This window comes from Bacillus sp. OxB-1 (genome assembly GCF_000829195.1).
Classification (GTDB): Bacteria; Bacillota; Bacilli; order Bacillales_A; family Planococcaceae; genus Sporosarcina.
Map to the genome: position 1 here is coordinate 1495671 of NZ_AP013294.1, position 16922 is coordinate 1512592.

Sequence of the window (16922 nt, forward strand, 5' to 3'; positions counted from 1 at the left end):
GCGGTCCGTAAAAGAACTTAATCCGCTTCCCGGTTTTTGTCCCGCTTAAAAATCAATTCCAACATTTTTTTATTCACATTCAAGAAATCGCGGCGATCTTTTTCGGTTAAAGTGGCGAGCAATGTAACGAATTCCCGTAGCTCGGCCGAGTCTTCAAAAATTTGTCGATGTCTGTCGATAAAACTATCCATATAGCGTTCTTTCAATTCATTGGTCTGCAGGGCCCGGTCCTCTTTGTCCGCACGTACGGATTTCAAAGGGTCTCCCAAGACCATAGCGAGAAAATAATCATCCGGGATGTCAAAAACCCTTTTGGCGACCGCCATCAAATCCTGTGGAAACCCACGCTCATTCCGTTCGTAGTTTGATAAGGTTTCCGGCGTGATGTTCAACTTGTAAGCAGCTTCTTTCTGTCGTATATGAATATACTCTTCCCTGTACTCCCTAAATTGTTGTCCGAAATGCATTAGCTACACTCCCCTTTTTTCCCAACCGTACGAAAGAAAGGGGAAGGGAGTGACAAAACCAACGATTTGTTTTCTGGAATCAAAGAATTGTTGGTTTTGCGATAAAATTATCCAATTAGTGCAAGAATGATAGGTATATTTGTTTAATTTTAAATTGATACTTTACTCATAAAAAAGAGGAGGAGTGAGAAGTTGGAAAAGTTCGAGCTGTATGTACCGAATTTAAGAAGTCTATTGGAGATTAAAAGAGGATGCAAGCGGAAACGCGCCCGGCTTTTCAGAGAAATGCTGCCCGGGGTGAATGTGGTTTTCCTTCCGGAGGAAAACATGATGTACATCAGTCCGGTATCGAACGGCAAAATTCAATTTCAGCTGGTCGCCTTGGACTTGGAAAACGACAAAATTACGTTCCAGCGAAGAAGCGGGAGCGCTGGCGACGGCCATCGATGGATTTTTGAAATGCTATCGACCTTGCAGTGGGATTTCTTGCCGAAACAAATGTCATATGTCATGGAACGGCCGCCGCAGCATAGAATAGAAGAGAAAACCTGAACCCCTTTTCCTGCCCCTGGCGAATCGAATAATTGAAAGCGATTACATTCACATAAAGGACGTAAGTGTGATAGAATAATAATAATCGGAATATTCGATAATGGAGGGGAGAAAGATGCTTACCGTTCAACGTATGAAACCGTTCCTGATGAGCCAAGAGGATTTTCGTCTACGTCTTGTGTTTGCATATCAATACTTCTCCATCATTAAGGGAGAAGAAGTGTTCCAGTTCATACCGTCGGAAGGCAAGGAAATCGTAGTCAACTTGAAAAGCCTGCAAGTCGAAAACCTGGGAGAAATCTTCGTTTTCCAGCGAGGCAGCCGCTTCATCCGATTGCCGCTTTACCAACTGCTCCTCATCTCAGATATCCACGTTCACTTGTCCACAATTCTTGAGGGGGTGGTAGAAATCGCAACAGATTCCGTGATGCCGAAAGAAGTGACGAAAGAAGCGGAAGGAATCATCGAATACTTGGAGATGGAGAACAAATGGCGCATGATCGACTACGCACTCGAAACCCATGACAAACAACTATTCAACGAACTGACGGAAGGAATGCAGTAACCTTGAAAATCAGCCCATGACAAAACATCTGTCGTTTATTTTAAAACGGTAGGTGTTTTGTTTTGTAATGAAATATGGGGAGATTGCTTCCGTTACATAGGGGGGAATTATAGAAGGAGCTAGGGAAGCTCATGTCTTAGTGCCTCGTATTCACAGCACACGTCATGCGCGGATAATTCGGTTCAGGCGATGATAATTTGTTGCAATGGCTGATAACATAGATCAAGTGCTGATATCCTGTATCAACGGCTGATACCTCGTCTCAAGTGCCGATATATGATGTCAACGGCTGATACCTCGTCGCTCAGGGCCCATATTTTAAACTGCGCGCCCATACTTGCCGCTGCCGCGCTTATACTTGTGTCTGCCCCGCCCATAATTCGGGTTCCGCGCTCAAACCACCGTCTCCCGCGCTCATAAGTCGACGCCCCGCGCCCATAAGTCGACGTTCTGCGCTCAAACCACCGTCTCCCGCGCCCATAAGTCGACGTCCCGCGCTCAAATCCCGCGCCTCGCGCCCATAAGCCGACGCCCCGCGCTCAAACCACCGCCTCCCGCGCCCATAAGTCGACGTTCCGCGCTCAAATCCCGCACCCCGCGCCCATAAGTCGACGTTCCGCGCTCAAACCACCGCCTCCCGCGCCCACAAGCCGTCGCCCCGCACTCAAACCACCGCCTCCCGCGCTCAAAAGTCGACGTTCCGCGCTCAAATTCCGCGCCCCGCGCCCATAAGCCGTCTCCCGCGCCCAAAACTCACACCCCAACGCCCCTGCCTCATCTCGTCAAAAAATGCAAGACTGCTACAAATATCATAGAACCTGTCAAACCCAACAGAAAATCCTGCCAGGTGAGGATGGACTTTTCGTGTTTATTCATAAGAAATCGCCCCTTTGTCGATTTCCCGGGAAATAAAGGGGGGGATTTCCCGGGAATCGTGTTCTATAAATAGGATAGCCAACTAACTCGGATGATAAACAAGTCGAGTGCAAAAATTCAAACGATAAAAACTCCCTGAAGTTTGCTGCTCCAAAACCGTCCCATGCCTCCAATATATGAAAAATTGACCCAAAACCCCTATAACCACCAGCACCCCTTCCAACCGTCAAACGTTGCAAATCCCGCATATTTTGCTAGAATGACAGTAATGGATAAATTGAACGAACACACTTATTTCAGCCCATTGGCAGCAGGAAGGGATCATGGCATGTTCTTTGATTACAGATTTTGGAGATACTTGGCAAGTTCGCATCAATTGGCGGAGCAGTTGCAAACTTCCACGATGCGCGGATTTCGGAAACGGGTTGTGGCGGTTTTCGTACTCGGCGTGTTGCTGTTCGCGACGCGCGAAGTATGGGGAATGAACACGGAAAAACTGACAGCGCTGCTCTCGACCATGACGACAGCCGATTATACAGTGGCCCGTTATGCCTCGCTGATCGGCATCCTGCTCTGGGCCATCCTGTACATGGCCTTCCACTATTGGGGAGTCGCATACATATTACACCGGATCACCTCGATCCCCTTCAAACAGCTGTTGCCCCTGCAATTGCTGACAACAGGCATATTATTGATCGAGAAATTGCTCGTCTTCACCGTCTTCGCATTGAAAGGCGAGACGGCGGCCGTATCGTTTCTATCCTTCGGCCCGCTCGCGAACACGTTTCTCGACAACTGGTACATTATCTTTTTCCTAAATCAATTGACCGTGATGGGCGCGTTGATCATCGGAATCCAATACCGATTCATCCGCTCCTATCCGAGCGAAAACGGTTGGTATCGGATGCTGCCGGTCCTCATCGGGCTTCATGTGGCGATGGCGCTCCTGACGGCGGCGGTCGGTTTCATCCCGTACGAGGAATGGTTCCACTCGCTTGTGGGAAGGGGTGTCGTTGAATGAACAGAACGATGAATCTTTTTGTCGCAATCGCCGTCAGTGCATTTTTGGCATGCAATCTGTATTTGCTCTATTCGTCGAAAAGTGTCATCCCGAAGACGATCTACGTCAGCCAATCCGAACGTATGACGAGCGGGGAGCATAGTGAAAAATTGGCGAAGGAGGGACTGGTCGCCCCTGCGGAAGTGTACACCGTCTATGTCAGCGACGACGAAGTGGTGGACACATGGGAAGTGAAGGAAGGCGACTATGTCTACCCGGGCGATGAAATTGCAACATTGCAAACCGTCCGCGCGGAAGGCCAGCGCGCTGTCTGGGAGGCGGAACGGGAAGCGCTCATGTCGCAAAAGGCGGCCGTACTCAGCTTGATGAACTCGCTCGAATCGGAACGGGATTCGGCACAATCCGACAGCACGTCCAATGTCCGCAGATCGGACAGCACCCGAGAGGGCAATGAAGATGCAAGTGTCGAGGTAGGCTGGAATGTCGATGTGCAAGTCGATGTCAAACAGGATGGTTCCTACGCACAAGCCATCGCCGCGGCAGATCAGGAATTGGCGGATATCGAAAGGCAACTTGTCGTCGTGGAGACGCAGCTGGCGCAAAACCCGTCCCGTCCAGCACTGGTCAGCCCGGTGGAAGGGGTCGTCTCCCATGTAATCCGGACCGGTTCCACAATTGCGGTCGATATTTACAGTTCACAGAAAGTGGTCGTCACCTATGCGACGAATCAGGAATGGAAACGGATCGAGCAGGGCGACCGGGTGATGCTCCAAGGGGGCGACCTCGGAACTGCGGTGGTTGGCAACGTCCTATCCGTAGCTCAAACGCCTGCCAATCCGGACCGTTGGCTGGATGCCTACCAAACACTCGACCCTAAAGAAGTGAAAAATCCGCTCGCTTACTACGAAGTTCGGATTCTGGCCGAAACGGATATGGAATCGACGCCGTTCGGAGTCAATATGAATGCAATCGTCCTAGTAAATGAAGCGCCGGATTCCATCGCCGTGAAAGACAGATGGCTTGTGGACAAGCTGAACGACCAAGCGGCCACCTGGGTGATTGACGAAGAAGGCTTCGCTGCAAAAGTGGAAGTCACGACCCCGTTCAGTTGGAAAAACAATGCCGTCGTGACACAAGGTCTCCAAGTAGGGGATGTCGTCGTGTCCGCGGAACCACTCCGGAAGTACAAAGGTGAACCGCGCATCTTCCTGCCGATGCCGTCCGATTTCCCGACCAAATCGGAATGGAAAGCATTCGGTTGGCGGAATTATGTCGAGTCTATGATTCTCAAACGGTAAATCCCTGCCTTATGCGGGGATTTTCTTTCTCTTAAAGGGGTAAGAAAGAGGAAAAAAGGGTAATAGGAAGAATACCAGTTAGCAGCGAGAGTATTTTCCAGCAAAAGGATGTGAAAAGATGACCAATGCAAGCCGACGTGCCATTGATTTATTAGAAAAAAAGCCATTACAGCAAAACTGGGGGGCCAGGAGAGCGGCGAGGGATAAAAAATATACGAACTCGCCCGTTTTGGCAAAAGATTATGTCGTCCTTGACTTCGAAACAACGGGCCTGCGAGCGGGAGCCGACCGGATCATCCAAATCGGGGCCATCAAATATAAGGACCACGAACAAGTCGACATGCTCAACACTTTCATCAACCCGCAACGCCATATTTCCGATTTCATCACCGGTTTAACAGGCATTTCAAATGAAAAGGTGGCATCCGCCCCGACAATCGAAAAGAAGGTGCCGGAGTTATTGGAATTCATAGAAGACCTGCCGATCGTTGCCCATAATGCTTCCTTTGATATGGGCTTCCTGTACGCGCTCGACAGCATCGAGGGCATCGAAATCCCGCAATACAAAGTGATCGACACAGTCAAACTGGCCCGAAAGACAATCACGCAAATACCGAACCACAAACTGACGACACTGACCCAATTCCTCCAACTGGAACACGACGCACACGACGCCATCGGAGATTGCCTGGCGACGGCCGCCATCTATCAATATTGCTACAGCCGAACTGTCTAAAAAAGTTCTCAAATCCCATTCTACCAGTCCGGCCAGAATGCTATGATGGAAGAAATGAATGGGAAATGAGGGCTAGGAAATGAAAGAAAAAATGTGGGCCATCTGTTTCGCCTTCGTCATCAATATCGTCTTCGGAGCGATGACGGGCGAGGCGGCAGAAACGAAACACGACCGCCATGTCGGACTGCATGATCGGCTCCTGCCGATCGAAGACGTACGCGTCATCGACAACAATACGAAAGTCCCGCTGGCGGATATCGCAAAATACTTGTATTTGCCACTATCCGAAGAGGGCGGCGCCATGCATATCCGCAAACGGGGCTTCGACCTCAGCTACGATTACAAGTCGAAACGGACGGCGAAGGACGGAGTGGAACAAAAGGGAGCACCGATCACCGAAGTCGACGGCAAGTTGTACATCACCGTCACCTATATTGCCAAAGAGCTCGGCTTCAAAATCGAATACTTCCCGAAACAGAAAACGCTCCGCATCTACCGGGACGATTACCAACACATGTCCCACACGGACTACGAAAAACAAATCCAATCTTGGTTGAATCAAAAACCGTCCGTAAAAGCGAACGTCTACCTGACCTTCGACGACGGACCGAATCAATTCACGACCCTCAACACGGCAACACTTGAAAAACACAACGTCCAAGGAACCTTCTTCTTCCTCGGCAAACATATGAAGAACAATGGAAAAATCGTCAAAGCGACTGCGGCAGGCGGCCATTACATCGGCACGCACAGCATGACCCATGACAAAACCAAAGTCTACAAATCAACCAAAAGCTTCATGGCGGAAATGAACGAAGGATCCCGTCTCATTGAGAAGATGACCGGCCAGCAAGCCAAACTGATCCGCGTCCCATACGGCAGCAAACCACATGTCACCCCGGCCATGCGCACGGAACTCATCAAACACGGCTACAAAATGTGGGACTGGGACGTCGACTCGAACGACTGGAAATACACCGATAAACAAACCGACGCCATCGTCAAAAACGTCCAAACCGGTGTCGAAAAAGCCTACAAATCCGGCGACCGCGACATCATCATCCTCATGCACGACCGCAGCCAATCCACCAAAGCCCTGCCAGCTATCATTGAATGGCTTCAAGGGCAAGGGTATGTGATTAAGAAGTATGAACCTGAAAAACATGTCGTACAAAATTTCCATAAGGATGTTCAATTGTAAAAAACCGCCTGGTGGCGGTTTTTTACGTTGGGTGGGGTGGGCAAGGACGTTTCGAGGTTAGTCTTGGATGTTGTGAGGTACGGTGGAAACGTTTCGCGGTGCTGCGTTTATGTTGTGAGGCGAGACGGGGATGTTTCGGGGTTAATCTTGGGTGTTGTTAGGCAGGGTGAAAACGTTTCGCGGTACCGCGTTTACGTTGTTAGGCGAGGCGGGAATGTTTCGAGGTTAATCTTGGATGTTGTGAGGTACGGTGAAAACGTTTCACAGTGCCGCGTTTACGTTGTGAGGCGAGGCGGGAATGTTTGGAGATTAATCTTGGGCACTGTGAGGTACGGTGGAAACGTTTCAAGGTACCGCATTTATGTTGTGAGGCGGGACGGGGATGTTTCGAGGTTAATCTTGGGCGTTGTGAGGTACGGTGAAAACGTTTCACGGTGCCGCATTTACGTTTCGAGGCGGGGCGGGAATGTTTCGAGGTTAATCTTGGGCGTTGTTAGGCAGGGTGGAAACGTTTCGCGGTACCGCGTTTATGTTGTTAGGCGAGGCGGGAATGGTTCGAGGTTAATCTTGGGCGTTGTGAGGTACGGTGAAAACGTTTCACGGTGCCGCATTTACGTTTCGAGGCGGGGCGGGAATGTTTCGAGGTTAATCTTGGGCGTTGTGAGGTACGGTGGAAACGTTTCGCGGTGCCGTATTTATGTTGTTAGGCGAGGCGGGAATGTTTCGAGGTTAATCTTGGGCGTTGTGAGGTACGGTGGAAACGTTTCGCGGTGCCGTATTTATGTTGTTAGGCGAGGCGGGAATGTTTCGAGGTTAATCTTGGGCGTTGTGAGGTACGGTGGAAACGTTTCGCGGTACCGCGTTTATGTTGTGAGGCGAGGCGGGAATGTTTGGAGATTAATCTTGGGCACTGTGAGGTACGGTGGAAACGTTTCACGGTACCGCATTTATGTTGTGAGGCGGGACGGGAATGTTTCGAGGTTAATCTTGGATGTTGTGAGGTACGGTGAAAACGTTTCACAGTGCCGCGTTTACGTTGTGAGGCGGGGCGGGAATGTTTCGAGGTTAATCTTGGGCGTTGTGAGGTACGGTGAAAACGTTTCACAGTGCCGCGTTTACGTTTCGAAGCGGGCCAAGAACATTTCGAGGTACTACCCCAGCGTCCTAATCTCACTCCCCGGTTGTGGAAGGAACGTTTTGAGGTTATATGTGATGGTAGAACCGTTTCGAGGTAGTGCGTGAGCATTTCGAAGTATGATAGAGCCGTTTCGAGGCAGTGCGTGAGCATTTCGAAGTATGATAGAGCCGTTTCAAGGCAGTGCATAAGCGTTTCGAAGTATAATAGAAACGTTTCGAGGTCACGCGCAAGCGTTGTGAAGTACAGCAAAATCATTTCGAGGCTGCCCACAAGCATTACATAGTTTGATAGAAACGTTTCGAACCCCCGCAAAAGCCTTGCCAAGTATATCCGAAGCTCTCCAAACTACCCGCCCTTCCATCACCTCCAAGCAATTTCACCATCCCCAGCTCCCACCTTTCCTGTATAATCAACCAATAGAACAACAAAACTGGAAAGGGGACAGCCCCCATGTGGAAAATATATAGCCTGCTCACCATTGCCATGGTCATCTGGGGATTCAACCTGCCGCTCCTCAAATACCTCGTCACCGTCGTCAGCCCGGTCACGATGACGAGTCTACGAATCTTCCTGGCCGCCATCACCGTCTTCATCATCCTGTCGGCCTTTCGAATCGTCCGACTGCCGACGCGTGCTGAATGGAAATTCGTCCTGCTCGGCTCTCTATTAAACGTCGTCCTGCATCACTATTTCCTGAACATCGGCCTCGTCCGCACAACCGGGACCAACGCCGGACTCATACTCGGGACAGGCCCGATCCTGACCGCCATTTCCGTCGCAGTCATTCTACGAAACTATCCATCGAAGATCCAATGGCTCGGACTTCTCTCGGGTCTCGCCGGTGTCAGCTCCGTCGTACTCGCGAGCGGCGGCGTAAGCGGCCTCGCGCTAGGTGATAGTTTCATTTTTATAGCGATCCTAACCCAGGTGCTCTCATTCCTGGTCATCGCCAAAGCTGCGAAAACACTGGACCCGCGCCTGCTCACCGCGTACATGCTTTTATTTGGAAGCCTGATGCTCTTCCTCATCAGCCTGATCCAAGAGCCTGGAGAAATACGCGTATTCGCCACCGTTCCGCCTGTTTTCTGGCTCGGCCTTGTGACCAGCGCCATCCTTGGAACCGCCGTCGGACATATGCTCTACAACTATTCCGTCGGCCAAGTCGGCCCCTCCAAAGCCGCCATTTTCATCAACCTGAACACCCTCTTCTCCCTGCTCGGCTCCGCCCTTTTCCTAGGCGAATCTATTACGATCCGCCACTTGATCGGGCTAATTCTAATCATTACAGGTGTCATCTTGGGCTCTGGAGCTGCCGAGGACTTATGGAAGAAACGGAAAGCGAAAAAAGAATTAATCGAACCGAATTAACCCTAGGTATGGGGACGATTCGGTTTTTTTGTGGGGGATGTTTTGAAGTTCAGTGGAAATGATATGTGGCGGGAAGGATTTGTTTCGAAGTTTTGTGGAAACGTTGCGAGGTAGATCGGGTTCGTTTTAAAGTTTGGTAGACATGTTGCGAGGTGGCCCGTAAACATTTCGAAGTACGATGGAAATGTTATGAGGTAGTTCAAGAACGTTTCGAAGTTCGTTGAAAACATTATGAGGTAGGGCTGACTCGTTTCGAAGTTTGGTGGAAACGTTTCGAGGTGGCCCAAGCTTGTTTCGAAGTTCGCTGAATGTGTTGTGAAGTAGGGTAGGAACGTTTCGAAGTTCAGGAAAAACGTTGTGGAGCGGCTCGGCTATGTTTCAAAGTTTGCTAGAAACGTTTCGAGGCCCGATAAAAACGTAACAAGATAATATAGAATCGTATTAAAGTATGTCGAAAAACGGCAAAACAAGTCAGAAAACGCCTCCGAACTTCTTGCTTTTCCAGCATGAATCTATTAAAATATAAATATTCAGATAAAAGGAGGGAGTCCCTATACAAACAACTCGCAAACCGCCAGAAGACCTGCTCCAATTGCAACGCTTACTTGTCCGATTGCCTGAACACCATCAACAACACAAATCCCTAGCAACCAAGCTCTACCAAACCAGAGCTGGCTATTCCGGCGAACTCATCGTCGACCGGATCCTACGTGAAGTCGCCTTCCCACCAGGAACAAAAATCCTGCGCGATCTCACATTGGAAGTAAATCCCCAGTACCTCATCCAACTAGATACCCTCATCGTGACGCCATCCCGAGCCATCCTGCTGGAAATCAAACATTACGCGGGAACTGTCCAATTCGATGAACAGTCCGGTAAAACTATAAAAACCTCCGCGGACGGCGAAGTTGAGAAGTTCGACTGCATTTTACACCAACTGGACCGAGCGAAAGCCGGCCTCGAAATGTGGTTCAAACAGAAACAGTTCCCTTTACCTATCGAACCCATCCTGATTATGGCAAATCCACACGTGGAAATTCAGGAATTTCCTGAATCCACGACACTCAAATATGCCAAACAGCTGCCCCGCCATATCCGAAATTTGTTGAATCAAGAAGGGGACAAACTGACTGAACAGCAAGTGGAAACCATCGCCGAAACCCTATTCCGCAGCCAAATCAGATGGAAACGGAAAACCGCTTGCGAACGATTTAATATTGCCCCGGGAGAATTAAAGAAGGGCGTCCTTTGTCTCGAATGCAACGGGGAAGTGACGCGGAAAATGGGCCGCACCTGGTTCTGCGAAATCTGCGGCCAGCCCGGCGATTCCGCCCTCGAACAAGCTGTCGCAGACTGGTATTTGCTCATCAGTCCCACATTACGGAATAGACAACTGAAATACTTTTTGGAATTAAACTCCGCCTCCGCCGCCAGCATCGTGTTCCGTCAGCTACGTCTCAAACGGGCCGGCAAACCGCCAGGCACCGTCTATACTTGGGATTACATCTTGCCGTTGCGGAAAAATCAAAAGAAGCCAACCTAACCGGTTCGCTTCTTTTTTCATCTCTATTATTCCCAATCTTAGGCGGGTTTCCTCTATCCTGTTCTTTAGAACATCACAACGCTCAGTCTCAGCCTCGCAACGTTTATACCATTCCTCTAAACAATTTGGACTTTCCTCGCAATAACTTGCCCAAACTTCGGAACGTTCCCGCTGCACCTCGAAACAACTCCCCAAAACTTCACAACGCTCCGGCTACACCTCAAAACAATACCGTCCAACCTCGCAACGTTTTCCCCCAACATCCCAACACTCAAGCCCCCCGACCTACCAGTTAACATAATCATCAAGTTCTGATTACCAACGAAAAAAGCAGCCCAATCTTATGGGCTACTTCAAATAACGCTTTAATTCATCGTAGAAGTTCTCACGCGTACCAGCAAGTAAAACAACGACTTGTTTGCCATTTGCCTCATAAATCGTATAAGCAATCTCATAAGAGCTGCCTTTATATTTCACATCATAACCATAAATACCTGACAAATCACCTTGTTTAGGACTTCCGAGGTAAGGATTTTCACTCAGTGCTAAGAGTGCCTCTTCAAAGGCGCCTTTAAGCGTTTTTTCTTTGAGTTTTTTAAAGTAGCGTTCAGCTGCGGATGTAAAAAGAACTTTGTACATATGAGTTACTCAGTCCGAAAGATGTCATCAAAAGAAGCGGAAGACTTTTCGCCAGCGGCAATTGAATCTGCTTCTTCTAATAATGATGTGACGGCTTTCTTAATTCCTTTACTCCCTGCTTCAAATTGTTTAACCAATTCTTGACCAGATAATCCTTGGGAAACTAGATCCTTTAAGAGCTCAACAGAAAATTCCATAGTGTTATTCTGCAAAGGACGAATGACTATTGCCCCGTCTTCTAAAGAACATTCTACCTCACTACCTAAATCAAGGTGTTTATAGAAAGGCAAAGGCAATGTAATCTGACGTTTTTGTGAAACGCTGATAATTTTACGTTCCATTTGATCACGCTCCAATGAAATCGTGGACATATTGGCCACCTCCCTAATAGTATATGCAAAAAATGCTCAGATGAAACCACTTTCTTTGAAATCATTATAACAAAGAAACCAAGAATGCACTATCACAGAATTCTATTTTCCAAATCTCCTCCTTCCAGAGCATCTGGTCGTTCCTGGCATTCGGAGTTAAAAGGATAGTATACTACTAGAAAAGGAGGCGGAATTCATGAAAAAACTACTCACCACTGTCATGCTTTCTCTCACTCTAGTAGTCTCACCGACATTCGCCCAAGCAGCCTCGTTTTCGGATGTGCCACGGAGTCATTGGGCGTTTGAGGCCATCCATGAAATTTCGGCGCAGGGGCTCATCAATGGGTACCCGGATGGCACATACCGTTTGAACGAGCCCGTCACCCGGGCGCAGGCGGCGAAGATCGTGGCGCTTGCGATCGGGGCCACCCCGTCCACGAATTTCAAACCGCGTTTCCAGGACGTCAGCCCAGTGCATGGTTCATATGATTACATCCGGGCGCTGACCGAGCGGGGCATTTTCAATGACGCGGATAAGTTCCGGCCCAATGATCCGTTGACTCGTGGCCAGATGGCAAAAATCCTGACGCTCGGCTATGAAATCACCGTGGACGACAATGACTTCATTCGGTTCCGCGACGTGACGAAACAGAGCCAGTACTACGGATACATCACGACCATCGCCGAGCTCGGCATCACGACGACACCGCCGGGCGGCACTTTCAAACCGAATGACCAGTTGTCGCGTGCCCATATGGCGGCATTCATCCAACGGGCGATGGAGTTCGACGCCAAGCGTGAAAAGGGCCTCATCCATTACGATCAGGCGCAGAAACTGTATATCGAAACGTCCAAGCCGATCACCCAACCGCCTGTCGCCCAACCAGCCGACAACGCAACGAAAACAATCGGCCTGGTCAACGAACAACGAGCCAAACAGGGCCTCAAAGCACTGACGCATGACCCAGCGTTATCTAAAATTGCGCAGGCCAAAGCTGAAGACATGGCAAAAAACAATTATTTCAGCCACACCTCGCCAACCTACGGATCCGTTGAGGACATGCTCAACCGCTTCAATTACAAGTGGACGGCCTACGGGGAAAACATCGCCATGGGCTACACATCACCCGCCGATGTCGTCGACGGTTGGATGAATTCAACAGGCCATCGCGCCAACATCCTGGACGCCAAATTCACCCACATCGGCTCCGGCTACGCCACCAACGCCCAAGGCACCACCTACTGGGTCCACCAATTCTCAAAAAAATAATCCGGGTCAAATCAACCTCCGAGCCTCACGGCCCTTTACGAGAGAAAAAGGAACCAACTCCGAAATCCAATCCGGAGTTGGTTCCTTTTCCACCTTCAAAATAGTGAACCTCACAACATTCCAATTGAACTGCGAAATGTTTTTGATATGCCTTCCAACATAACGACTCAACCTCTAAACGCCCCTCTCCAACTTAGCAACATAGCATCCAAACCTCACAACGTTTTGCACCCACTGTCCAACGAATCACTCGAACCTCAAAACGTTACCAACCTACTTCATAACATACCGTGTTAGCCTCGAAACGTTTTTGCCGTGCCGTACACGGGGTGCCACGTATGGACACCATTCGCACGATTCTCGCAAATGTGGCCGTACCTGGCATCCCGGGTTCTACAAAAAAATCCCCAAATCCCGCCTCTTCCCATCCGATTTGGGGTATAGTCATACTAAGAGCCACACTAGCGAAAGGGGGAGATCACCTTGAAACGGATTCAGCTAATAATCCTTGCACTCATCACACTATTTCTACTCACACCCGCCGTCACCGAGGCTTCGAAACTCGATGATGTCAAATACTTTGTCGAAACCTACTACTACGGCGACATCCCGAAAACCTTGCATTCTATGAAAACCGTGGATGAAGTGATCAACGCGCTCGATGAATATTCCCGCTATCTTACACGGGAGGAGTACGTTACATATATCGCGGCGGTAGGGGAGGCACCCGTCTCGCATGTCGCCAACGCTAACCCGGAAATCACCTCCCATATGATGTACGGCAATACGGGGTATATCAAAATCCCGACCTTCCCGGCTAATCTCGGCAAGGAAGTCACGGCTCATTGGAACAAGCTGAAAAAAGCCGGGGCGACGGAACTGATCATCGACCTCCGCTACAACGGTGGCGGCTATGTCGATAGCGCGGAACAGCTGCTCGGCTTCTTCAAAGGAGCCACCAACGCCTACCAATTAAAAACGCGCGACGGTAGCCGACTATTCAAACCGGTCCAATCCACCGTCAAATTCCCGCAACAAACCTACGTCCTCGTCAACCGCTATTCCGCGTCCGCTTCTGAAATTGTCGCAGTCGCGCTGAAAGACCAGGACGCCAGCGTCATCGTCGGGGAGACGACAAAAGGAAAGGGGAGCATCCAGTCGTTCTTCGAATTTGATGACGGCAGTGCGCTCAAACTGACGACCGGGCATTTCACTGGTCCAAAAGGGACGGTGGTCCATAAAAAAGGCGTCATTCCGACAATCAAGACAAGCCCGGGTCAAGAGCTGTTTACGATGCACCAACGGCTCCTGAACACCCGTTTTGCCAATCAAAACTATAAACAGGTCCCGAGCCCGCAACTCGTGCCTATGAACAAAACGTTTCATCTCCATTTCACACAACCGATGAACTTTTCGGGCAGTCAAACGTCCACTAAAGTGGATCTGGTGAAATTGGGCGGTGTCGCAGTGCCGATCACGACCAAACCGAACGGCAAGGATACACTCGACATCATCCCGAAAAAGCACCTGCAACCGGGCGGATCCTATGTACTCGTCATCCATCCAGGTATGCAAAACGACAAAGGGCGCACAGTAAAGCAAGGGACCTATACGCCGATCACGGTCCAGCCCGTCAAGTGATTCATGGACATGCATAGCCATTTCAACTGTGCTATAATGTATAGATGTTTTAAGCCTTTAACAGAGAGGAAAGAAAATGATGGATAAGAAACTTTGCGTCATCGGACTCGGTTATATCGGATTGCCTACAGCGGTCATGTTCGCCAACAGCGGCGTCCAAGTCCATGGCGTCGATATAAATGAAAGAGCAGTCTCCCTGATTTCCAACAAACAACTCCATATAGAAGAGAACGGTCTGCAAGAACGTCTCGAACGCGCCATCGACGAAGGGAAATTCACAGTATCCACGGAGCCAGTCGAAGCGGATGTCTATATTGTGGCCGTTCCGTCGCCAATCAACCCGGATAATACCGCGAATTTGGAATATATCCGACAAGCGACCGCGTCGATCGTTCCGTACCTGAAAAAAGGCGCACTCGTCATCTTGGAATCGACAGTTCCACCAAAAACGGTTGAAAACATCATGCTGCCGGAACTTCGCCGATCGAACCTGACACTAGGCGAAGATCTATTCGTCGCCCACTCACCGGAGCGCGTCATCCCGGGCAAAATCTTCGAAGAGCTTATCAATAACGACCGCATCGTCGGCGGCATCACGCCGGAATCGGCCGAAATGACGAAAGAACTGTACCAGACGTTCGTCCAAGGAGAAATCCACCTGACAGACGCAACAACCGCGGAACTTGTCAAAGTGATGGAGAACACTTATCGCGACGTCAATATCGCATTCGCCAACGAACTCGCGAAAATTGCGGAGTCGATTGATGTCGACATCTGGGAAGCGATCCGTTTCGCCAACTTCCACCCGCGCGTCAACATCCATACGCCGGGGCCAGGGGTAGGAGGACACTGCATCGCGGTCGACCCATGGTTCCTGGTCGAATTAAACCCGGACGAATCAAAAATCATCAAGAAATCCCGCCTGACGAACGACGGCATGCCGAAATTCACAGCGGAAAAAGCGCAAAGCCTATTGAAAGAACACGGAATCGAAAACGGCAGAGTCGCCGTCCTCGGCCTTGCGTTCAAAGGCGATGTGGATGATATGCGCGAAAGCCCGTCCACGAAAGTGATCGAGGAATTGCAGAAGCTTGGCGTGGACGTCGTGTCATTCGACCCACATATCAAGCAATTGCAGCACCCGACGCAAACAATCACACTGGACGAGGCGACAAGCCAGGCCGACCTCATCCTATTGACGACGGACCACACGGAGTTCAAGAAACTTAACCCGCAAACCGTCCAAACAAAATCGCCGAAACCACTCATCTTGGATACGAAAAACGCCCTCAACCGCGTCAAATGGGAAGAGGCCGGTTTCGAATTCTTCAAGCTCGGCGATGGCAAACATAAATCATCATCCGTCAAAGGACTTCCTATTATATGAAGGAAACGATTTTAGGCGTTCAGGTGAACACCGAAAATTACGATGAACTCATCCCGAAACTGTTCCGGAACATCGACGACAAGAAGAAATCGCTTGTCGTCGCCATCAATCCGGAAAAGCTCATGAAAGCGAAAGACGATCCCGAGCTGAAGGCGCTCCTGAACCGTGCGGAATTCCAAATTCCGGACGGGATCGGCGTCATTCTCGCGTCGAAGCTGCAAAAAGGGAACATCAAATCCCGCGTCACCGGTGTCGACATGATGGACCGCATCGTCCGCGAAGCGGCCCGGACCGGTAAATCTATCTTTCTATACGGGGCCAAACCGGGCGTTGCCGAACAAGCAGCCCGCAAATTAATAGAAACCTATCCCACCCTACAAGTCGCCGGCACACAGGATGGCTATGAGCAAAATACGCAAAAAGTCATCGATACGATCAACGCCGCCCAACCGGACATCCTATTCGTCGCCATGGGATCGCCCAAGCAGGAACTGTGGATCGAGCAGCACCGGGACAACCTCCATCCGATCCTCTACCAAGGCGTCGGCGGATCATTCGATGTCCTCGCGGGCAACATTAAACGCGCACCGGCCATCTTCCAAAAATTCGGAGCGGAGTGGCTATATCGATTGCTGAAAGAACCAAGCCGCATCAAGCGGCAAATGAACCTTCCGAAATTTTTGTTGGAAATATTAGCCCGAAAATAAAGCTTACCCACTTGTAATCTAGTAAACTTGATGATAGAATACGAAAGTGTAAGGATAATTTCCTCATATCATATAACAAAACGCCACGCAGGACGAAACGGTTGGTTGACCGCACAAAAAAACTCGGACAGTTCCCATCTGC

General features: G+C 49.8%; 16 protein-coding genes. 13 read left to right on the forward strand and 3 right to left on the reverse strand.

All coding sequences use genetic code 11. From position 1 onward, the window contains the following. Positions 1-17 precede the first annotated feature (17 nt). The gene (locus OXB_RS07575; RefSeq protein WP_041073177.1) at positions 18-467 is read right to left on the reverse strand and encodes a helix-turn-helix domain-containing protein; all 450 of its coding nucleotides are present in this window, start codon (positions 465-467) and stop codon (positions 18-20) included. Between the two features lie 192 nt (positions 468-659). Between OXB_RS07575 and OXB_RS07580 the strand changes: the two genes are divergently transcribed. From OXB_RS07580 to OXB_RS07620, 9 genes are all read left to right on the forward strand, one after another. Further along, entirely contained in the window at positions 660-1019 is a 360-nt protein-coding gene (locus OXB_RS07580) for a hypothetical protein (RefSeq protein ID WP_041073178.1), read from the forward strand. A gap of 115 nt (positions 1020-1134) precedes the next feature. Beyond that, positions 1135-1584, forward strand: a complete 450-nt coding sequence (locus tag OXB_RS07585) for a transcriptional regulator (RefSeq protein WP_041073180.1) — start codon at positions 1135-1137, stop codon at positions 1582-1584. A 1144-nt stretch (positions 1585-2728) separates the two neighbouring features. Beyond that, complete coding sequence (locus OXB_RS07595) at positions 2729-3481, forward strand: hypothetical protein (RefSeq protein WP_231860373.1); 753 nt, start codon at positions 2729-2731, stop codon at positions 3479-3481. After that, complete coding sequence (locus OXB_RS07600; RefSeq protein ID WP_041073184.1) at positions 3478-4779, forward strand: efflux RND transporter periplasmic adaptor subunit; 1302 nt, start codon at positions 3478-3480, stop codon at positions 4777-4779. The genes OXB_RS07595 and OXB_RS07600 overlap by 4 nt, the downstream gene beginning before the upstream one ends. Positions 4780-4897: 118 nt before the next feature. Beyond that, entirely contained in the window at positions 4898-5515 is a 618-nt protein-coding gene (locus OXB_RS07605; RefSeq protein ID WP_052483905.1) for a 3'-5' exonuclease, read from the forward strand. A 79-nt stretch (positions 5516-5594) separates the two neighbouring features. Beyond that, on the forward strand, positions 5595-6716 hold the full coding sequence (locus tag OXB_RS17900; protein ID WP_052483906.1) for a polysaccharide deacetylase family protein: 1122 nt from the start codon (positions 5595-5597) through the stop codon (positions 6714-6716). 36 nt (positions 6717-6752) lie between these two features. Then, positions 6753-7958 (forward strand): hypothetical protein, encoded by a 1206-nt coding sequence (locus OXB_RS18640; protein ID WP_158333661.1) that lies wholly within the window; start codon positions 6753-6755, stop codon positions 7956-7958. 346 nt (positions 7959-8304) lie between these two features. After that, positions 8305-9222 carry a DMT family transporter gene (locus tag OXB_RS07615; protein WP_041073185.1) on the forward strand — a complete coding sequence of 306 codons (918 nt, stop codon included), beginning with the start codon at positions 8305-8307 and terminating at the stop codon, positions 9220-9222. Between the two features lie 592 nt (positions 9223-9814). Beyond that, positions 9815-10765, forward strand: a complete 951-nt coding sequence (locus OXB_RS07620; RefSeq protein WP_041073186.1) for a nuclease-related domain-containing protein — start codon at positions 9815-9817, stop codon at positions 10763-10765. Positions 10766-11113: 348 nt separating this feature from the next. Here OXB_RS07620 and OXB_RS07625 read toward each other — a convergent pair whose 3' ends face one another. After that, positions 11114-11404 (reverse strand): type II toxin-antitoxin system RelE/ParE family toxin, encoded by a 291-nt coding sequence (locus tag OXB_RS07625; protein ID WP_041073187.1) that lies wholly within the window; start codon positions 11402-11404, stop codon positions 11114-11116. A 5-nt stretch (positions 11405-11409) separates the two neighbouring features. Next, the gene (locus tag OXB_RS07630; RefSeq protein WP_041073188.1) at positions 11410-11775 is read right to left on the reverse strand and encodes an AbrB/MazE/SpoVT family DNA-binding domain-containing protein; all 366 of its coding nucleotides are present in this window, start codon (positions 11773-11775) and stop codon (positions 11410-11412) included. Between the two features lie 196 nt (positions 11776-11971). Here OXB_RS07630 and OXB_RS17905 point away from each other — a divergent pair, with 196 nt between their 5' ends. From OXB_RS17905 to OXB_RS07650, 4 genes are all read left to right on the forward strand, one after another. Next, positions 11972-13045 carry an S-layer homology domain-containing protein gene (locus OXB_RS17905; RefSeq protein WP_052483907.1) on the forward strand — a complete coding sequence of 358 codons (1074 nt, stop codon included), beginning with the start codon at positions 11972-11974 and terminating at the stop codon, positions 13043-13045. Between the two features lie 483 nt (positions 13046-13528). Then, positions 13529-14686 carry a S41 family peptidase gene (locus OXB_RS07640; RefSeq protein WP_052483908.1) on the forward strand — a complete coding sequence of 386 codons (1158 nt, stop codon included), beginning with the start codon at positions 13529-13531 and terminating at the stop codon, positions 14684-14686. 79 nt (positions 14687-14765) lie between these two features. Further along, positions 14766-16073 carry a nucleotide sugar dehydrogenase gene (locus OXB_RS07645; protein WP_041076444.1) on the forward strand — a complete coding sequence of 436 codons (1308 nt, stop codon included), beginning with the start codon at positions 14766-14768 and terminating at the stop codon, positions 16071-16073. Further along, positions 16070-16780 carry a WecB/TagA/CpsF family glycosyltransferase gene (locus OXB_RS07650; RefSeq protein ID WP_041073190.1) on the forward strand — a complete coding sequence of 237 codons (711 nt, stop codon included), beginning with the start codon at positions 16070-16072 and terminating at the stop codon, positions 16778-16780. Before OXB_RS07645 ends, OXB_RS07650 begins: the two co-directional genes overlap by 4 nt. Positions 16781-16922: the final 142 nt, after the last annotated feature.